This window comes from Gordonia sp. B8661-1 (assembly GCF_059427765.1).
In genome coordinates this window covers 294015-310058 of the sequence record NZ_JCAHRL010000002.1, presented here as the reverse complement: position 1 = coordinate 310058, position 16044 = coordinate 294015, and the positions used below count along the sequence as shown (strand labels likewise).

At 66.0% G+C, this 16044-nt stretch carries 21 protein-coding genes and 1 tRNA gene; 12 read left to right on the top strand and 10 right to left on the bottom strand.

The genetic code is table 11. The features are described 5' to 3' along the window. Positions 1 to 43: 43 nt before the first annotated feature. The gene (locus AC4JJG_RS05415) at positions 44 to 1705 is read right to left on the bottom strand and encodes an ABC-F family ATP-binding cassette domain-containing protein (RefSeq protein WP_495399911.1); all 1662 of its coding nucleotides are present in this window, start codon (positions 1703 to 1705) and stop codon (positions 44 to 46) included. Positions 1706 to 1818: 113 nt separating this feature from the next. Here AC4JJG_RS05415 and AC4JJG_RS05410 point away from each other — a divergent pair, with 113 nt between their 5' ends. Both AC4JJG_RS05410 and AC4JJG_RS05405 read left to right on the top strand, forming a co-directional pair. Then, positions 1819 to 2940, top strand: coding sequence for an NAD(P)H-dependent amine dehydrogenase family protein (locus AC4JJG_RS05410; RefSeq protein ID WP_495399910.1), 1122 nt, complete (start codon positions 1819 to 1821; stop codon positions 2938 to 2940). Between the two features lies 1 nt (position 2941). Beyond that, positions 2942 to 3430 carry a carboxymuconolactone decarboxylase family protein gene (locus tag AC4JJG_RS05405; RefSeq protein ID WP_495399909.1) on the top strand — a complete coding sequence of 163 codons (489 nt, stop codon included), beginning with the start codon at positions 2942 to 2944 and terminating at the stop codon, positions 3428 to 3430. 98 nt (positions 3431 to 3528) lie between these two features. Here AC4JJG_RS05405 and ykgO read toward each other — a convergent pair whose 3' ends face one another. From ykgO to mrf, 3 genes are read right to left on the bottom strand one after another with little or no spacing between them, the layout of a single operon-like run. After that, a complete protein-coding gene (ykgO, locus tag AC4JJG_RS05400) occupies positions 3529 to 3651 on the bottom strand; it encodes a type B 50S ribosomal protein L36 (RefSeq protein WP_495399908.1) in 123 nt (40 codons plus the stop codon). Positions 3652 to 3665: 14 nt separating this feature from the next. Further along, positions 3666 to 3911 (bottom strand): type B 50S ribosomal protein L31, encoded by a 246-nt coding sequence (locus tag AC4JJG_RS05395; protein ID WP_495399907.1) that lies wholly within the window; start codon positions 3909 to 3911, stop codon positions 3666 to 3668. Further along, a complete protein-coding gene (gene mrf, locus AC4JJG_RS05390; RefSeq protein WP_495399906.1) occupies positions 3908 to 5212 on the bottom strand; it encodes a ribosome hibernation factor-recruiting GTPase MRF in 1305 nt (434 codons plus the stop codon). Before mrf ends, AC4JJG_RS05395 begins: the two co-directional genes overlap by 4 nt. Positions 5213 to 5328: 116 nt before the next feature. On the opposite strand from mrf, the gene rpmB reads away from it, so the two are divergent. The 4 genes from rpmB to rpsR are packed head-to-tail and all read left to right on the top strand — an operon-like array spanning position 5329 to position 6292. Next, positions 5329 to 5565 carry a 50S ribosomal protein L28 gene (gene rpmB / locus AC4JJG_RS05385; RefSeq protein WP_495399905.1) on the top strand — a complete coding sequence of 79 codons (237 nt, stop codon included), beginning with the start codon at positions 5329 to 5331 and terminating at the stop codon, positions 5563 to 5565. Then, entirely contained in the window at positions 5565 to 5729 is a 165-nt protein-coding gene (gene rpmG, locus AC4JJG_RS05380; RefSeq protein WP_495399904.1) for a 50S ribosomal protein L33, read from the top strand. The genes rpmB and rpmG overlap by 1 nt, the downstream gene beginning before the upstream one ends. After that, a complete protein-coding gene (gene rpsN, locus AC4JJG_RS05375; protein WP_495399903.1) occupies positions 5729 to 6031 on the top strand; it encodes a 30S ribosomal protein S14 in 303 nt (100 codons plus the stop codon). Before rpmG ends, rpsN begins: the two co-directional genes overlap by 1 nt. 15 nt (positions 6032 to 6046) lie before the next feature. Then, complete coding sequence (rpsR, locus tag AC4JJG_RS05370) at positions 6047 to 6292, top strand: 30S ribosomal protein S18 (RefSeq protein WP_495399902.1); 246 nt, start codon at positions 6047 to 6049, stop codon at positions 6290 to 6292. A 1-nt stretch (position 6293) separates the two neighbouring features. On the opposite strand, the gene AC4JJG_RS05365 is transcribed toward rpsR, so the two are convergent. Then, positions 6294 to 6875: a DUF1707 SHOCT-like domain-containing protein gene (locus tag AC4JJG_RS05365; protein WP_495399901.1), complete on the bottom strand. Its 582-nt coding sequence runs from the start codon at positions 6873 to 6875 to the stop codon at positions 6294 to 6296. Between the two features lie 158 nt (positions 6876 to 7033). Between AC4JJG_RS05365 and AC4JJG_RS05360 the strand changes: the two genes are divergently transcribed. Continuing rightward, positions 7034 to 8254 (top strand): acyltransferase, encoded by a 1221-nt coding sequence (locus tag AC4JJG_RS05360; RefSeq protein ID WP_495399900.1) that lies wholly within the window; start codon positions 7034 to 7036, stop codon positions 8252 to 8254. Between the two features lie 180 nt (positions 8255 to 8434). Then, positions 8435 to 8575 carry a hypothetical protein gene (locus AC4JJG_RS05355; protein ID WP_495399899.1) on the top strand — a complete coding sequence of 47 codons (141 nt, stop codon included), beginning with the start codon at positions 8435 to 8437 and terminating at the stop codon, positions 8573 to 8575. Between the two features lie 13 nt (positions 8576 to 8588). Here the strand turns inward: AC4JJG_RS05355 and AC4JJG_RS05350 are convergent, their stop codons facing one another. Further along, on the bottom strand, positions 8589 to 8999 hold the full coding sequence (locus AC4JJG_RS05350; RefSeq protein ID WP_495399898.1) for a TIGR03667 family PPOX class F420-dependent oxidoreductase: 411 nt from the start codon (positions 8997 to 8999) through the stop codon (positions 8589 to 8591). Positions 9000 to 9114: 115 nt separating this feature from the next. On the opposite strand from AC4JJG_RS05350, the gene AC4JJG_RS05345 reads away from it, so the two are divergent. From AC4JJG_RS05345 to AC4JJG_RS05335, 3 genes are all read left to right on the top strand, one after another. Beyond that, entirely contained in the window at positions 9115 to 9684 is a 570-nt protein-coding gene (locus AC4JJG_RS05345; RefSeq protein WP_495399897.1) for a hypothetical protein, read from the top strand. Beyond that, positions 9681 to 10271 (top strand): cysteine hydrolase family protein, encoded by a 591-nt coding sequence (locus AC4JJG_RS05340; protein WP_495399896.1) that lies wholly within the window; start codon positions 9681 to 9683, stop codon positions 10269 to 10271. The genes AC4JJG_RS05345 and AC4JJG_RS05340 overlap by 4 nt, the downstream gene beginning before the upstream one ends. Before the next feature lie 62 nt (positions 10272 to 10333). Beyond that, entirely contained in the window at positions 10334 to 10597 is a 264-nt protein-coding gene (locus AC4JJG_RS05335; protein ID WP_495399895.1) for a HigA family addiction module antitoxin, read from the top strand. Positions 10598 to 10732: 135 nt separating this feature from the next. On the opposite strand, the gene AC4JJG_RS05330 is transcribed toward AC4JJG_RS05335, so the two are convergent. From AC4JJG_RS05330 to pgm, 3 genes are all read right to left on the bottom strand, one after another. Further along, positions 10733 to 10805, bottom strand: a tRNA-Ala gene (locus AC4JJG_RS05330). 107 nt (positions 10806 to 10912) lie between these two features. Then, positions 10913 to 11662, bottom strand: a complete 750-nt coding sequence (locus AC4JJG_RS05325; protein WP_495399894.1) for a DsbA family protein — start codon at positions 11660 to 11662, stop codon at positions 10913 to 10915. 88 nt (positions 11663 to 11750) lie between these two features. Further along, positions 11751 to 13391: a phosphoglucomutase (alpha-D-glucose-1,6-bisphosphate-dependent) gene (gene pgm, locus AC4JJG_RS05320; RefSeq protein WP_495399893.1), complete on the bottom strand. Its 1641-nt coding sequence runs from the start codon at positions 13389 to 13391 to the stop codon at positions 11751 to 11753. Positions 13392 to 13490: 99 nt separating this feature from the next. On the opposite strand from pgm, the gene AC4JJG_RS05315 reads away from it, so the two are divergent. After that, positions 13491 to 14150: a dienelactone hydrolase family protein gene (locus AC4JJG_RS05315; protein WP_495399892.1), complete on the top strand. Its 660-nt coding sequence runs from the start codon at positions 13491 to 13493 to the stop codon at positions 14148 to 14150. On the opposite strand, the gene AC4JJG_RS05310 is transcribed toward AC4JJG_RS05315, so the two are convergent. Continuing rightward, entirely contained in the window at positions 14151 to 15953 is a 1803-nt protein-coding gene (locus tag AC4JJG_RS05310) for a long-chain-acyl-CoA synthetase (protein WP_495399891.1), read from the bottom strand. Positions 15954 to 16044 lie beyond the last annotated feature (91 nt).

Here is a 16044-nt window from a genome sequence, read left to right as displayed (position 1 = left end):
AGACTCACCGAAATCGTCGGCGAACACCAAACGCACCGACCGCTCATCGCTCCACGACACGTCCGTCCCGGACCTCCCAGCTGCGATCGATCCGCACATGCTCGAGCATGCGTCGGTCGTGTGTCACCAGCAGGAGCGCGCCCTCGTAGGAGTCGAGTGCGGATTCGAGTTGCTCGATGGCCGGCAGGTCCAGGTGATTGGTGGGTTCGTCGAGCACCAGCACATTGGTGCCGCGGGCCTGGAGCAGGGCCAGCGCCGCGCGTGTCCGCTCCCCCGGCGACAGGTCACCGGCGGGACGCTCGACGTGATCGGCACGCAGACCGAACTTCGCCAGCAAGGTGCGGACGTCGGCGGTCGAGTAGTCGGGAACCAGTTCTTCGAACCGCACGACCAATTGCTCGGGGCCGCTGAACAGCCCACGTGCCTGATCGATCTCCCCGATGGCGACAGCGGCGCCGAGGCTCGCCTCGCCCTCGTCCGGGCGAATCGCGCCCAGGAGCACGCGAAGCAACGTCGATTTGCCCGCGCCGTTCGGGCCGGTGTTGCCGATCCGATCCCCCGCGTTGACCTGGAGAGACACCGGACCGAGTGTGAAATCACCCTGGTGCACAACAGCATTGTTCACCGTGGCCACGACCGAACTCGATCGCGGTGCCGCTCCGATGGTGAACTCCAGCACCCACTCCTTACGCGGTTCGGCGACCTCCTCCAGACGCGCGATGCGGCTCTCCATCTGCCGGACCTTCTGCGCCTGCTTCTCGCTCGACTCGGTCGCCGCCCTGCGCCGGATCTTGTCGTTGTCCGGCGCCTTTCGTATGGCGTTGCGCACCCCTTGGCTCGACCATTCACGCTGCACACGTGCCCGCGCGACCAGGTCCGCCTTACGTTCCGCGTACTCCTCGTATTCCTCGCGCCGATGCCTGCGCGCGACCTCCCGTTCCTCGAGATAACTCTCGTAGCCACCGCCGTAGACGGTGTTGGTGTGCTGCGTCAGGTCAAGTTCGAGCACGCGGGTCACGCTGCGCGCCAAGAACTCCCGGTCATGACTGACCAGCACGATGCCGCCGCGCATACCGCGCACCACATCTTCGAGGCGCTCGAGTCCGGCCAGGTCGAGATCGTTGGTCGGCTCGTCCAGCAGCGCGATGTCGAAGCGTGAACACAGCAGTGCGGCGAGGCCGACTCGCGCCGCCTGCCCACCGGACAGCCCGGTCATCAGCGCCGACGGTGTGAGTGCCCCCGCGTCGGAGCCCAGGTCGGCGAGCACCGCGGGGAGTCGTTCCTCCAGATCCGCGGCGCCGGTGGCCAGCCAGTGATCGAGGGCCGCGGCGTAGACGTCCGCGGGATCCTCACCGGAGGTGGACGGTGCGCCGCCGGAGAGCGCGTCGGCCGCGGCATCCATCGCCGATGTGGCTGCCGCACAACCGGTCCGGCGCGCGACGTAGGCGGCCACCGTCTCCCCGGCCACGCGGTCGTGCTCCTGGGGCAGCCAACCGACGAAGGCGTCGGCGGGCGTGCGACTGACCGTCCCCGCCAACGGCGGCAGATCGCCGGCGAGCACTCGCAGCAACGTCGACTTGCCCGCACCGTTGGCGCCGACGACCCCGACCACGTCACCGGGCGCGACGGTGAGGTCGAGATGATCGAAGAGGACACGGTGGGCATATCCGCCGGCGACGTCCTTAGCGACGAGGGTTGCGGTCATGCCGACATCCTCCCACCCGGTGCCGCCGACGGAATGAGGCGTCGGTCGACCGTCGACGTCACTCCGGATGAATTCGGCACGGAGGCCGCGCACGCCACCTACGCTTCGTACACATGGCGAACAGTAACGTGTTCCACCTGCCGATTCCGGTGGTCGTATGGGGAACCGGCAATGTCGGACGTGCGGCGATCCGGGCCATCACCGCGCATCCGGGCCTCCAGCTGGCGGGCGTGATCGTGGCGTCGGAGTCGAAGGAGGGCCGCGACGCGGGCGACATCGCCGACGTCGGCCGCACCCTGGGTGTGGCCGCGACACGTGACGTCGAGGCCGCATTGGCGACACTCGCAGGCGCGGGTGCGGTGGTGTACGCGGCGTCCGGGGAGTTGCGCCCGGACGATGCCATCACCGACATCTGCCGGGTACTGAGCCGCGGCGCCGACGTCGTGAGCCCGTCGGTCTACGCGCTGTACGACCACCGCAACGCGCCCGACGAGATCCGCGACCCGGTGACCAAGGCGTGCGGCGAGGGCGGCACCGCACTCTTCGTGAGCGGCATCGACCCCGGCTGGGGCAACGACCTCCTGCCCGTTCTCGTCAGCGGCCTCGGTTCACAGATCACGCAGATCCGCTGCCAGGAGATCTTCGACTATTCGACCTACGACGCCGAGGACTCGGTCCGATACCTCGTCGGCATGGGGCAGCCGATGGACTACGTCCCACCGATGGTGATGTCCGGCGTGCCGTCCATGGTCTGGGGCGGCCAGATCCGGATGATCGCCCGGGCGCTCGGGATCCGCGTCGACGAACTGCGTGAAGTCGTCGAACGGCAGCCCCTCGCCACAGCGGTCACCACCGCGCTCGGCGAGTTCGCCGCAGGGACACAGGGGGCGCTCCGCTTCGAGGTGCAGGGCATCATCGACGGCGAACCGCGGATCGTCGTCGAACACGTCACCCGCATCACCGGCGAGACCGCACCGGACTGGCCGATGCCCGCCGACGGCAGTGCCGGCGCGCACCGGGTGATCGTCGAAGGCCGGCCGCGGATCGAGATCACCGTCGAGGCAACCGACGAGGGCGGCAATCGATCCGCCGGCGGCAACGCCACCGCCGCCAATCGTCTCGTCAACGCCATCCCCTGGCTGCGCACCGCACCGCCGGGACTGTACGACGGCTTGGACGTCCCGCTCCAGCCGTCCACCTACCTCAGCACGACCACCGTCACCGCAGGGAGCTGACATGTTCATCGACATTCCGGAGGGCAAGGATCCCATCGGCTACGTCTGGGGTGAGATGGTGCCCGGAATCGGCCCTGCCGCAGCAACGTTGGCGACCAGCGTGTACGAACACAGCACGCTCGGACTCCGTGAGTTCGAGGCCGCGCGTCTCCGTATCGCCCAGATCAACGGCTGCCTCTTCTGTCAGGACTGGCGCACCGAACGCGACGGCACGACGGTCGAGGCCGAATTCGACCGGGCCGTCGAGAACTGGCGCACCACGGACACATTCGACGATCGGACCCGCCTGGCAGCCGAATACGCCGAGCGGTACGCCCTCGACCATCACGGGATCGACGAGGAGTTCTGGCGCCGGATGCGCGCAGCCTACGACGACCACGAGATTGTGGAGTTGTCGATGTGCCTCGGCTCCTGGCTGGCCTTCGGGCGATTGAACCGCGTCCTCGGACTCGACGCCGTCTGCGTCCTGCCGAGCCACGTAGGACGGTAAGCGGCGTCGACCAGCGGTCCCCGTCAAAGCCGCCACAGTCCCGATGGCCGAGAGTCACATCCATGCCTGGATCGACTGAGCAGGAAGGGGTTTCGCGATCAGCCCTGGCGGGCCTTGAAGCGGGGATCCTTCTTGTTGATGACGAAGATACGTCCACGGCGCCGGACGACCTGTGCGCCGGGCTTGTTCTTCATGGACCGGACGGAATTGCGGACCTTCATGGTTCTCCTCGATCTCAGTTCATGCCGTAGCGGCGACGGAACTTCTCGACACGACCCTCGCGATCGAAGACCCGTGCGGTACCGGTCCAGAACGGGTGGGAACGATTACTCACCTCGACGGTGATCAGTGGATACGTATTGCCGTCGGACCATTCGATGGTGGCCGACGACGACGCCGTCGATCGGGTGAGGAATTCGTCGCCGGTCACGGCGTCCCGGAAGACCACGGGGTGATAGTCGGGGTGAATGGTGTTCTTCATGATTGCTCCGGTCGGTTGTCGGCGCTGTTCTGGGCGCTCGAAAGCGGGGTCGGTGTCTCGTCGTCCTCGCACGGATCGACGTGAAAGGTGCCGAACGGGTCGGGCATGGCCATCCAGATGGCCTGCCCCAGCGCCATCTCCGCATCGGTGAGACACGCAGCGCGCAAAGCTGATTGGATCTCGGCGGGGTCCGCGTCGTGGACGAGGATCGCCATCGAACTGTGCCGATCGCCGAAGGTGTCGTCCCAGCGCAGAGCCGCCATCGCGAGCCGATCGGCGGATTCGGCGGCACGCTCCTTCTCGGTCATCGACGCGAGCCACGGGCCGCCTTCGGCAACGCGCAGACCGCCGCCTGCGGATTCGAGCCAGAGGGATTCGTCGGGCTGGGTCGCGAGCCACAACCGGCCACGCGCGCTGACCACTCCCTCGAGCAGCACGTCGATGGCCTCGTGCAGCCGCTCCGGATGGAACGGACGATCGGAGTGGAACTCGACAATCGCCACGCCACAGTCCGATTCGAGGGGAGGCATACCCCGTAGGAGCGGGCCGTGCGGATCGTCGATGCGGCCCCGTCGCGCGCTCGGCCCGACGGACGCGAGCAGCCGCGAAGCCAGCAGTGGTGTGATCTTCCGCTGCGGCATTTCCATGATCATCGGCGCCGACGGCGCCAGACGCCGCAGCACGGCCATCAGTCGGGCCGACTCCCAGGCATCGCGGTAGGCGGGATCACAGGCGGCCACCACGAGGGCGTCGGCGAAGGCGACCTGACCGACCGCGACCTGGGCGACGGTGCGCTCGTCGTCGACGGCGGCCTCGAATTCCTCCGACAGCGGTTCGTCACCTGTTGCGGCAGCGAACCATTCGGCCTCGTTCACACACGTCACCGTGGCCGCGATCGCGACATCGTGACCTGCGGGCGCGTCGACGAAGCCGGGCATGCCACTCACGATGACCGAATCGATCGCGAAACTCACCGCTTCGGGCTCCATGGTCGGATCGAGGGCGACGACGATGGCGTCCACATGTGCTCGTCGGTGCAGTTGGCGCAGCAGTGGGAGCAGGTCTTCGCGGAGGGTGCACCCCACACACCCATGTACGAGCTGCATGTCGGTGACCGCGACCTGCTCGGCCCCGTCGAGGTCGACGGACCGAACGGTTCGGACGATCACCCCGTCGCGCAGTCGTGTCAGATCGTGCTGCACCAGCGTCGTACCGGCGACGACCAGCGATCGTGCGGTTCGGCCCACCGCGTCCGCGTCGAGCCCGGATACCAGAGTCACCGGAGTTCGCGTGGCGTCCAAGAACCCTCCCTAGTTGGCAATGATTTTCATTTGACGGCTGCTCACGTTACAGTCGGATCGAAGTTAATGCGAATCGTTGTCATTAGAGATGCGGTCGCGGTCGGAGAGGAGGCGTCGTGTCGGCGCGCTGTCAGGTCACGGGACGAACCCCCGGTTTCGGGAAGCAGGTCTCGCATTCACACAAGAGGACGTCGAGGCGGTGGAATCCGAATATCCAGCGGCGCCGCTACTACCTCGCCGCGGAGGACCGCTACATCACCTTGCGCGTGAGCGCCAAAGGCATCAAGACCATCGACCGCCGCGGCATCGATGCCGTGGTGGCCGAACTACGCCGCCGGGGAGAGAAGATCTGATGGCCCGCAACGATATTCGTCCGATCATCAAACTCCGGTCCACGGCTGGAACCGGCTACACCTACATGACCCGGAAGAACCGCCGCAACGATCCCGACCGCCTGGTCCTGCGCAAGTACGACCCGGTCGTCCGTCGGCACGTCGATTTCAAGGAGGATCGCTGATGGCGAAGAAGTCCAAGATCATCCGGAACGAGCAGCGTCGGGCGACCGTCGCGAAATACGCCGAGCGTCGCGCGGAACTGAAGGAGCGCATTCGCACCGCGAGCACCGCGACCGAACGCGCACAGGCGATTTACGCGCTGCAGGCATTGCCCCGCGACGCCAGCCCCACCCGAATCCGTAACCGGGATGTCGTCGACGGTCGCCCGCGCGGCTTCATCGGGAAGACCGGACTGTCCCGCGTCCGCTTCCGGGAACTCGCGCATCGCGGCGAACTCCCCGGCATCACAAAGTCCAGCTGGTAGAGGAGACGAATCGACATGGCCACGCGCACAACGAAAAAACGGCGGATCGAGACGCCGAAGAACCCACCGCGAAACCGCCTGCACGCCCTAGGGGTCACCGGCCCCGTCGACTACAAGGATGTCGCGTTGCTGCGGCACTTCCTGTCCGACAAGGGCAAGATCCGGTCACGGCGCGTCACCGGACTGACGCCTCAGCAGCAACGGCAGGTGGCCACCGCCATCCGCAATGCCCGCGAGATGGCACTCCTACCGCCCGCCTAGCTCATCGCTTGACGGTCAGCGACGACCCGAAGGACAGTGACCCACGCACGACGATGATCGGACCGCCCGGGCGAGCGGGTGGCCCCGCCTTGTCCTTCACCGTCGACCACCCGGACTTCGCGACATCGATCCGTGCTTCGTGGTCGGAGCCGAGCCGGATCTTCACCGTGCTGACCGAGACGTGCAGTTCGAGTTCGGCCATCGGGGCCAGGAACGTGGCCGACCGCAGATCGAGGTCGAGCGTACCCACCGAGCCGGTGGCCACCATCCGTGGCGGCACCTCCCAGGAACCCTTGCGCCGCACCGTCTCCCATTCGATGTCGAAGTCGAGACGAAGGCCGGCGGCCGCGGCGCTGAACACCGGCGCCGCGGCGACGAGGTCCTCGGGAAAGAGTTTGCCACCGTCGGGCAGGTCGGCCACGACGACCTTCAGGTCCCCGCGCGTACGCGCCGCATACACCGCGCCCGATCGTTCCTCGAACTCGCTGATCTCCAGGTACCCCGTCGAGAACGCATCATTGAGCAAGCTGATGGCGCGTTCCCGTTCGGGATTCCCGACTCGGACGTCGTCGTTCTGGCTCATGAAACTCACCCTAACGGCGACGTCGCGCAGCCCCTGCCGAGCACCTGTGCGTGACAGCGGAAGAAACCTGAGCGTGGCTCCCAGGAACGGTCCGTACACTGCCCGCGGGGAAGGTCGGGAACCGACGACCACCGACGGGCCTTCCCGGGAAGGCCGGTGTGGAGCAGACCCTCGACGACCCAGCGCAGACGACCGTCGACGACGAGCCGGCGGTGCTGACCGCGCCGAATCCGCAGGCCGATGCGACGGAGGCGGAACCGCGGCCCGCCCGGGCGCTGACCGCGGACCTGGTCCGCGTACTGCTGTTCGTCGGTGTGGTCGTGTCCCACGCCGTCAACGCGATCAACAATTCGCCGGATGTCATCCGCGGCGCGGGCCTGGCCGGGACCCTGCTCCACATGACGCGGTACGGGTTCGTCGCGGTGACCTTGTTCGTCCTCGTCCTCAGCATGCGCGGCCGGACGATGTCGCCCGTCACGTTCTGGCGACGCCGGTTCGGACTGGTGGTCTGGCCGTATCTCCTGTGGACCGTGCTGTACCTGATCACCGATCACCTGGTGATCGCCGACAACCCGTTCCCCGGTACGCGGCTGTTCTTCGATGACCTGGGCCGTTCCGTCATCACCGGCGACGGCAAGTATCAGCTGTACTTCCTGCTCATCTCGATGCAGATCTACCTGCTCTTCCCCGCACTGGCGTGGATGCTCGCACGAACGGCGCACCGACCGTGGCGAGTACTGGCCGTCGCCGCGACGATCCAGGTCGCGATGTTCGTCGTCTACCAGTACCTGCCGCGCCCGTCCGGCACGGTGTGGGACGCCGTCTACGAACACAGTTGGAAGACCCTTCCGATGTACGCACTGTTCGTCGCGATCGGTGCTCTGGCGGCGTGGCATCAGACCGCGGTGCAGACCTGGCTGCGCGATCACGCCGTTGTGGTGATCGCGGGCGGCCTCACCGGCGCGGCGGTGAGCATCGGCGCGTACCTGGTCGCGACGCGACCGGAGGACGTGCCGCTGGACGCGACCACCCCGTGGAACCCTCTGCTTCTCCCCTGGCTGGTCGGCGGCCTCGCCCTGCTGTGGCTCGGCGCCATGCTGTGGGACGGTCTACGCGCATCGGGCCGTCGGGTCGGTACGGCTGTGGTTCGCTACGCGACACTGCGAGCGTTCGGGGTCTTCGCCGTGCACCCGCTGATCCTCGACGTTCTGGCCCGGCTCGGCTTTTTTGCCGGTCTGGACACCTGGTTCCCCGGATCGGCCACCATTCGCACCACGGTTCTCATCGTCGCAACGCTCGGATTGTCGCTGCTGCTGGTCGACATCCTGCTTCGTACACCGCTCAGCCGATGGCTTGTCGCGCGCGATCGGATCCACTGAGGCTGACGCGAGGTCGCGACAAGTGCCGGCGGTGTTACTGCGTAACCGTCACCGAAATGCGACGAAAACGACTGTCCTCCGCCGAAACTCGACAAATCGGTGACGGTTACGCGACCGTTGCCTCCGGGACGCCGGAGGTTCATAGTGGAGATACGACTGTCGACATGAGGAGTGAGTCCGATGGCATACGACATAGTCGCATTCGCGCTCGCCGCGGTTCTGCTCGCTGTGGTCATCGCCATGCTCGTGACGGGCCTGGCCGAATTGACCGACCACCCTGAAGCGCCTCCGCATCGTCCACGAAACGCATTACATCACTGAGCTTTTCGGCGGATCACCAACTCCGTACACGCTCCGGACGGATGCGGATCAGCGTCGAGTACGACTCGCGGAAGCCCTCCGCCGACATCGATATGTCGACGAAGCCGTTCGTGTATTTGGCTGTGAATTCGGACCATTCGGCCGGCGACGGCCCATCCGGATCGATACGCGCATGGCCGGTGAATACCGCGACATCGCCTCCCGATGGCGTCGCGTTGAGGTTGAGGGTCACCTGATCGTTAGCGGTGATGTTCCGGATCTTCGCGGTGTTCGGCTGACTGAACACCAGGACTTCGTCGTCGGACCACATGAACCAGACCGGCGTGGGCACCGGGGCATCCTTCGGGGTCACTGTCGTCAACCAGATGACCTGCTCGTCGGCGACACGCTCGGCAACACGGGGCGAGATCTCAAGAGTGGACATACGCCGTGCAACACACTCCAACACGGCCGGATTCCCGTGCCACCGCACGGGCGGTGGCCGGTCTCGTACCCTCGGGTAGAGACGAATTCGACGGGCGAGACAAAGGCGGTAGCGAGTGTTCAAGAGTCTCCACGCGCTACAGGGAGTGCTGGCGGTCCAGCGCGCAGAGATCGCGCAGACGATAGGCGATCGGCCGGTCGGTGTGGCCTCGTGCGAGGTGCTCGACGAACTGGTCGCCAGGATTCGCACGGTCACGGAGGTGGCGGACCCGGACATGCCGGTCACCGTGAGCGGCATGATGACCCACGGCGGCGACGCGCTGGAGCTGATGCGCCTCACGTCGGCAGCCCTGTCGCAACTCGGCACCATCTCGGGTGAATGCAGCGGCGCTGTCTACGCGCTGCGGCAACCACAGATCGAGCTGATCGACGAGGTCGAGTCACAGGGGTACGCGGTGGACCTGGAGACCTTCACGACCGTGACCGACGCACAGAACCGGAACGTCGACGTCCTCGACACCCCGGAAGTTCAGGTCCAATTGGAGGCCGACCGCATCACACGCCTCGAGCAGGCTCGCGTCTACCAGCAGCGGCTGGAAGCGATGGACGCCGAGATCCTGGCCGTCGAAACCGAATACGCGCAACGCATTCGGCAGATCACTACGCCGGGGCCTGGAGAGCAATGACGAGTCTGCGGCAGCCGGCGCTGATTGTCGTTGACGTACAACGCGGCTTCGACGACTCCTCGTTCTGGGGTCCCCGCGACAACCCGGACTGCGAGTCCAACATCGTCGAACTTCTTGCCCACTGGCGGGCGCGATCGTGGCCCGTGGTGTTCGTGCGTCACGATTCAGCCGATCCACAATCGCCGCTCGCACAGGGAACACCCGGCAATCAGTTCAAAGACGTCATTCGTGGCGAACCCGATCTCCTCGTCGCCAAGACGGTCAATTCGAGCTTCCACGGAGATCCGGATTTGGACTCATGGCTCCGAGGGCATGACATCGATCAGGTGGTGATCTGCGGTATCACCACCAACCACTGCTGCGAAACGACGGCCCGACTCGCGGGCAACCTCGGGTACGACACCTACTTCGTCATCGACGCCACGCACACTTTTGACAGGCCTGCACTCGACGGATCGATGATTCCCGCCGCTACCCTGTCGGCCATGTCCGCGACCAACCTCCACGGCGAGTTCGCCACGGTGCTCACCTGCGCCGAACTCGCACTCCGTCTACCGAATCCGCCCACCATGACCGTGGATGGGTGAGCAGGACGATCACTCCTCGCCCAGTTCGAGAAGCGATGCGCCCACGAGAGACGGAGAACATCGTGGCCGACTTCGACCCCATCCACCCCGGCGAAACCCTCGCGGAGGACTACCTTCCCGAATACGGTTTGTCACAGCGAAAGCTCGCCGAACTCCTGCATGTGCCAGCAGGCCGCGTCAACGCCATCGTCAAGGGCACCCGCGCAATCACCCCGGACACCTCGCGTCGCCTCGGTCGGCTGTTCGGCCAGTCCGAGAGCTTCTGGCCGAACATGCAGGTGCGCTACGACATAGAAGTCGCCCGCGCTACCACTGAGGGTGTCTGAGGTCGTCCCGCTCGCCATGGCCAGCTGATCGTCGCAGGCGCGCTGACCGTCGGCGGTAAGGCACTGCGGTCCTGCGGGCTCGACCGGACGCAGAAACCCCGCTCCGACCGATGTCGGAGCGGGGTTTCTCGTGGGTGGAGCTAAGGGGACTCGAACCCCTGACCCCCACACTGCCAGTGTGGTGCGCTACCAGCTGCGCCATAGCCCCGTGTGTAGTTATCGCCCCTGCTCCGGTCGTGCTCAGAGCGTTTCACGGGCAAAGGCGAAACTACACCATGGTGAGGATCTGCAACAAATCCCCTGAACGGCTACCCGTCAGCTGTTACCGCCGAGCAGTTTGTCCAGCCAGCCGGTGCCCTCGAGGATGCCGTCGACGGGCTTGCCGCCGGACAGCACGGTCGGGGTGGCGACCTGTCCGTTGGTGGCCTTGGACAGCTGGTCGCTGGACTCCTCGGCACTCTTCTTCGCCGAGTCGACCTTGGTGCCCTCGGAGATGCACTTCTGGGTCGCATCGGAGGCGCCTGCATCGCCGGCGAGGCGTGCCAGGTCGTCGTTGCTGAGGTCGGAACCGCCGCCCTCCTGGGGCTGGTTCGAGAACAGTGCGGTGTGGAACTTCAGGAACACGTCCTGCTTCTCGCTGTCGCCGACGCAGTGGATGGCGGCACCCGCTCGGGTGGAGTAGTCGCCCGACGGCGACTGCCGGTTGAGGAAGTTCAGCATGTGGTAGCGGACGCGCAGGGTGCCGGCGTCGATCGCCTTGGCGATGGCCGGACCGGACTGCTTCTCGAAGACCCCGCAAACCGGGCACATCGGGTCCTCGAAGACATCGATGGTCTGGCCGGCCGTGGGCGCACCGATGATGAGTGCCGAGTTCTGGTTGAGCACGCCCTCGTCCGCGGTCTCCTTGTTGCGTTGCGAGTTCCACACCACGCCACCGATCACCAGCGCCGCGACGACCAGTACGCCGACACCGACGAGCGCGTAGGTCATCGCGCTCGACGTGGAACGCGGCTGGTACTTGGACGTGCTGGTCCGTGGGACGGGTGGCTTGCGATTGCTGCTCACGACTCTTCCTTCTGTTCAACCTCGGATGCGGCCAACTCTAGTGGGCGGCAGGTAAGAGCATGCTGAGTCCCTACCCGCAGGTCGGACGTCATTCGAGGACCGAATCGACGAGTTCCTGCGCCTGCTGCTGGACCACCGCGAGATGGTCGGCGCCCAGGAAGGATTCGCCATAGATCTTGTAGACGTCCTCGGTGCCCGACGGACGGGCCGCGAACCACGCATTCTCGGTGGTCACCTTGAGTCCACCGATCGGGGCACCGTTGCCGGGCGCATTGGTCAGGGTTGCGGTGATGGGTTCGCCCGCCAGTTCCGTCGCGGTCACCTGATTCGCCGACAGCGCGGCCAGCCGGGCCTTCTGCTCCCGGGTGGCCGGGGCGTCGATCCGCGCATACGCGCTCTCCCCGTACCGGTCGGCCAGTTCGCGGTAGCGCTGCGACGGGGTCTGGCCCGTCACCGCCAGGATCTCCGACGCCAGCAGGGCCATGATGATGCCGTCCTTGTCGGTGGACCAGGGGCGACCACTCAGGGTCAGGAACGACGCCCCCGCGCTCTCCTCGCCACCGAATGCGATGCTGCCGTCGAGCAGTCCACCGACGAACCATTTGAAACCGACCGGCACCTCGAGCAGACGGCGTCCGATCCCGCCGACGACCCGGTCGATCAACGACGACGACACGAGCGTCTTGCCGACCGCCGCTTCGGCAGGCCAGCCGTCGCGGCGGGTGAACAGATAGTCGATGGCGACGGCCAGGTAGTGATTCGGGTTCATCAGTCCACCATCGGGAGTGACGATGCCGTGGCGGTCGGAGTCGGCGTCGTTGCCGGTGGCGATGTCGTACTGGTCGCGCGCGGCCACCAGGGAGGCCATCGCGTTCGGTGACGAGCAATCCATCCGGATCTTGCCGTCGGTGTCCAGCGTCATGAAGCCGAAGGTCGGATCGACCGTCGGGTTCACGACGGTCAGGTTCGGCAGGTTGTAGCGGAACCCGATCTCCGCCCAGTAGCCGACCGACGCGCCACCGAGAGGGTCCGCACCGATCCGGACGCCCGCGTCACGAATGGCGGCCATGTCCACGACCTCGTGGAGTTGATCGACGTAGACGGCGTGGAACGGATAGTCGTCGACGAACTCGCCGTGCCGCGCACGCTCGAACGGGATTCGTTTGACGCCGTTGAGGTTTGCTCTCAGCAACTCGTTGGCGCGGTCGGCGATGGTCGAGGTGATCGCCGAATCCGCCGGGCCGCCGGACGGCGGGTTGTATTTGAATCCCCCATCGCGCGGCGGGTTGTGCGACGGCGTGACGACGATGCCGTCGGCCAGCGCCTCCGGATGGGCCTCGTTGTGCAGCAGGATCGCGTGACTCACCGCGGGTGTCGGCGTGTAGCGGTCCTGCTCCGCGGTCAGGGTGCGGATACCGTTGGCGGCCAACACTTCCAGCGCCGATCGCCACGCCGGCACGGACAGCAGATGGGTGTCGAACCCGATGAAGAGCGGTCCGCTGATGCCCGCACTGTTGCGATAGTCGACTATGGCCTGCGTGGTCGCGAGGATGTGCGCCTCGTTGAACGCCCCGTCAAGACTCGAGCCGCGGTGACCCGACGTGCCGAACACCACCTGCTGCAGCGGGTTCTCCGGATCCGGGCGCACCTCGTAATAGGCCCGCTCCACCGCATCCACATCGATCAGATCCTCGGGGAGAGCGGGTGTGCCTGCGCGTGGATGTGCCATGGCGTCATTGTGCCACCGACGACCCGATTCGCCCGGGGTGAACGGCGCGTGCCAAGGTATCGGCAAGGGTCACGACGAGCACGTTGGAGGATTGTCCGGATGCGTTCACCTGGGCGTGTGCTGTCGCGGGCGAGAGGGGCCCTGCGGGCGTCGACATCGCCGGACCTCCTCGTCCTCGTGCTTCCCGGTGGCACCGACCGCAGTTATCGCCGCTACTCACCCCTGCAGGGGTCGGCGCTGCGGATGTATCCGTTCACCTGGTCCATCGCACTCCGGTTCGGTGACGCGGTCCGGGTCCATCAGGTGCGCTACCGGGTGTACGGGTGGAACGGTGGCCAGGCCAGCCCGATGCCGTATGCGCGTGCTGCCCTGGACAAGCTCACGGCCGAGCATCCCGGTGTGCCGGTGGCCGTCATCGGTCATTCGATGGGCGGTCGGGTCGCCGCACACCTCGCCGCCGATGCCCGGGTGATCGGCGTCCTCGCGCTGGCACCCTGGTGGCAGTACGCCGATTGGCGTGCCATCCGCGACGACGTCCGAGTCGTGGCGATTCACGGCACCGCCGATGAGCGGACCTTCGGCAAGCGAACCGCCAAGGGCATTCGGGAACTCACCGAACGCGGAGTCGACGCAACCTTCCGTCCGGTACCCGGCGGCGACCACGCGATGCTCGATCACATCAGGCTATGGCAGTCCGCCGCACTGGATTTCGTGAGCGACATGCTGACGCTCGCGTGCGACCGCCGACGAGGGTCCTGACTATCGGCCCACCTGCGCGGCCGCCGACGACGCCACATCGGCCAGGTGGTCGGGCTGATATTCCACGTAGGTTGCCGGTTTGCCGCGAAGGACGTAGAGCGGATCCTCTCCGGTATCGGTATATCCCTGGTTGCGGAGATCGACGCGCACGTTCTTGAACGTCGACGTGTGCTCGACATGGTCGATGATCCGCACGAACATCGGAATCGCATACGCGGGCAGGGTGTTTCGTACATGATCGGCCAGTGCGTCCGCGTCGAAGGTCGCACCCTCGGCAAGCGTGACCGCGGCCATGCCCGCCTTGCCGTCGGCACCGGGCACCGGCACGCCGAAGACCACGGCCTGATCGATGAAGTCGCACCCGTTCAGGGCCGCCTCCACCTCGGTGGTCGCGACGTTCTCGCCCTTCCACCGAAAGGTGTCACCGATCCGGTCGACGAAAGCGATATGCGAAAACCCTTGATCCCGAACCAGATCACCGGTGTTGAACCAGCGGTCACCGGCCTTGACGGCATCGGTGACGACCTTCTTCTCCGATGCGGCCGGATCGGTGTACCCGTCGTACTGGGCGCGCGCGTTGATCTCGCCGAGCAGCAGGCCGGTCCCTCGTTTGCCGACCGGGATCACCCGACCGTCGGGCCCCCGCTTGGGCTCCCCCGTCTCCTCGTCGTACTCCACGATGAGGAACTTCAGCGGACTGAAGCCTGCCGACTTCGGAATGCCCAGCAGATTGACGAAGCCGATGTTGCCCTCGCTCGCCGCATACAGTTCCGCGATCCGATCGATGCCGAAACGGTCGGTGAACTCGTCCCAGATCTCCGCGCGCAATCCGTTGCCGACGATCACGCGGACCGAATGTGTTCGGTCCGTGGGCTTCTCGGGCTGCGCGAGCAGATAGCGACACAGTTCGCCGATGTAACAGAACGCGGTGGCGCGGTTGAGGATGACGTCGTCCCAGAATTTCGACGCCGAGAACTGCTCGCCGATCGCCATACACGCACCCGCACGCATGGCCGCCGAGATCGAGACCGTGAGCGCGTTGTTGTGGTAGAGCGGCAAGGCGGCATACATGGTGTCGGTTTCGCGCAACCGCACGCCCATACCGCCGATGCCCTCCATCGCCGCGTGCCAGCGATGATGACTCATCTTGCTGGCCTTGGGATAGCCGGTCGTGCCCGAGGTGAAGATGTAGTACGCGGTCTCTTCGGCCCGGATGTCGTCGGTGATCGCGGGATTGACCGGCGACAGTGTGGCGGTCTGTTCGGTCAGCGTGTCGAAATCGACGACCTGCGCCGGAACGGAAGCCGGACCGACGGTCTCCAGGGCCTCCTCGAGTCCGGGCTGGATCAGCAGGATCTTCGAATCCAGCAGTCCCAGACTGTGTTCCAGAACGTTTCCCCGCTGGTTGTAGTTGACCATGCCGGCGATGGCGCCGAGTTTGACGATCGCCAGCATGGACAACACCACGTCAGGATGGTTCTTCGACAGCACCGCGACCACGTCACCACGCCGCACTCCCTGCGACTCCAGATAGGCGGCGATGCGGTTGGCCTGGGCATTGCATTCGCGATAGGTCCGCGATTCCCCGCGGAAACGCAGGAACGGCCGGTCGCCGTAACGCTCGACCCGCTCCTGGAAGGTCTTCCCCACCGACTGTTTGCGATCGGGCGGCCGGGGGATCATCTTCGGCACGACACCGGCGACGATCCGCCAGTCCCGCCCGAGCTTCGCGATCCCGCGCAGTATGTCGCGTCCCGATACGTCGAAATGGCCTGTCGATTCCGTGGTCGTTGTCGCGGTCATATGGCCTCCCATGGTCCTTCGATGCTCCGCCGCCCGGGTCCGGATCCGTACCGTCAGGCTATGCGAGAACGCGTGTGATCAGAATGAGTTT

Excerpts from the sequence above, each read along its gene's own strand:
- AC4JJG_RS05415 (WP_495399911.1), bottom strand. The coding sequence starts at position 1,705 with ATGACCGCAACCCTCGTCGCTAAGGACGTCGCCGGCGGATATGCCCAC.
- AC4JJG_RS05350 (WP_495399898.1), bottom strand. The coding sequence starts at position 8,999 with ATGTCCACTCTTGAGATCTCGCCCCGTGTTGCCGAGCGTGTCGCCGAC.
- AC4JJG_RS05410 (WP_495399910.1), top strand. The coding sequence starts at position 1,819 with ATGGCGAACAGTAACGTGTTCCACCTGCCGATTCCGGTGGTCGTATGG.
- AC4JJG_RS05340 (WP_495399896.1), top strand. The coding sequence starts at position 9,681 with ATGACGAGTCTGCGGCAGCCGGCGCTGATTGTCGTTGACGTACAACGC.
- AC4JJG_RS05310 (WP_495399891.1), bottom strand. The coding sequence starts at position 15,953 with ATGACCGCGACAACGACCACGGAATCGACAGGCCATTTCGACGTATCG.
- pgm (WP_495399893.1), bottom strand. The coding sequence starts at position 13,391 with ATGGCACATCCACGCGCAGGCACACCCGCTCTCCCCGAGGATCTGATC.
- rpsR (WP_495399902.1), top strand. The coding sequence starts at position 6,047 with ATGGCCACGCGCACAACGAAAAAACGGCGGATCGAGACGCCGAAGAAC.
- AC4JJG_RS05315 (WP_495399892.1), top strand. The coding sequence starts at position 13,491 with ATGCGTTCACCTGGGCGTGTGCTGTCGCGGGCGAGAGGGGCCCTGCGG.
- ykgO (WP_495399908.1), bottom strand. The coding sequence starts at position 3,651 with ATGAAGGTCCGCAATTCCGTCCGGTCCATGAAGAACAAGCCCGGCGCA.
- rpsN (WP_495399903.1), top strand. The coding sequence starts at position 5,729 with ATGGCGAAGAAGTCCAAGATCATCCGGAACGAGCAGCGTCGGGCGACC.
- AC4JJG_RS05405 (WP_495399909.1), top strand. The coding sequence starts at position 2,942 with ATGTTCATCGACATTCCGGAGGGCAAGGATCCCATCGGCTACGTCTGG.
- AC4JJG_RS05355 (WP_495399899.1), top strand. The coding sequence starts at position 8,435 with ATGGCATACGACATAGTCGCATTCGCGCTCGCCGCGGTTCTGCTCGCT.
- rpmG (WP_495399904.1), top strand. The coding sequence starts at position 5,565 with ATGGCCCGCAACGATATTCGTCCGATCATCAAACTCCGGTCCACGGCT.
- AC4JJG_RS05395 (WP_495399907.1), bottom strand. The coding sequence starts at position 3,911 with ATGAAGAACACCATTCACCCCGACTATCACCCCGTGGTCTTCCGGGAC.
- AC4JJG_RS05365 (WP_495399901.1), bottom strand. The coding sequence starts at position 6,875 with ATGAGCCAGAACGACGACGTCCGAGTCGGGAATCCCGAACGGGAACGC.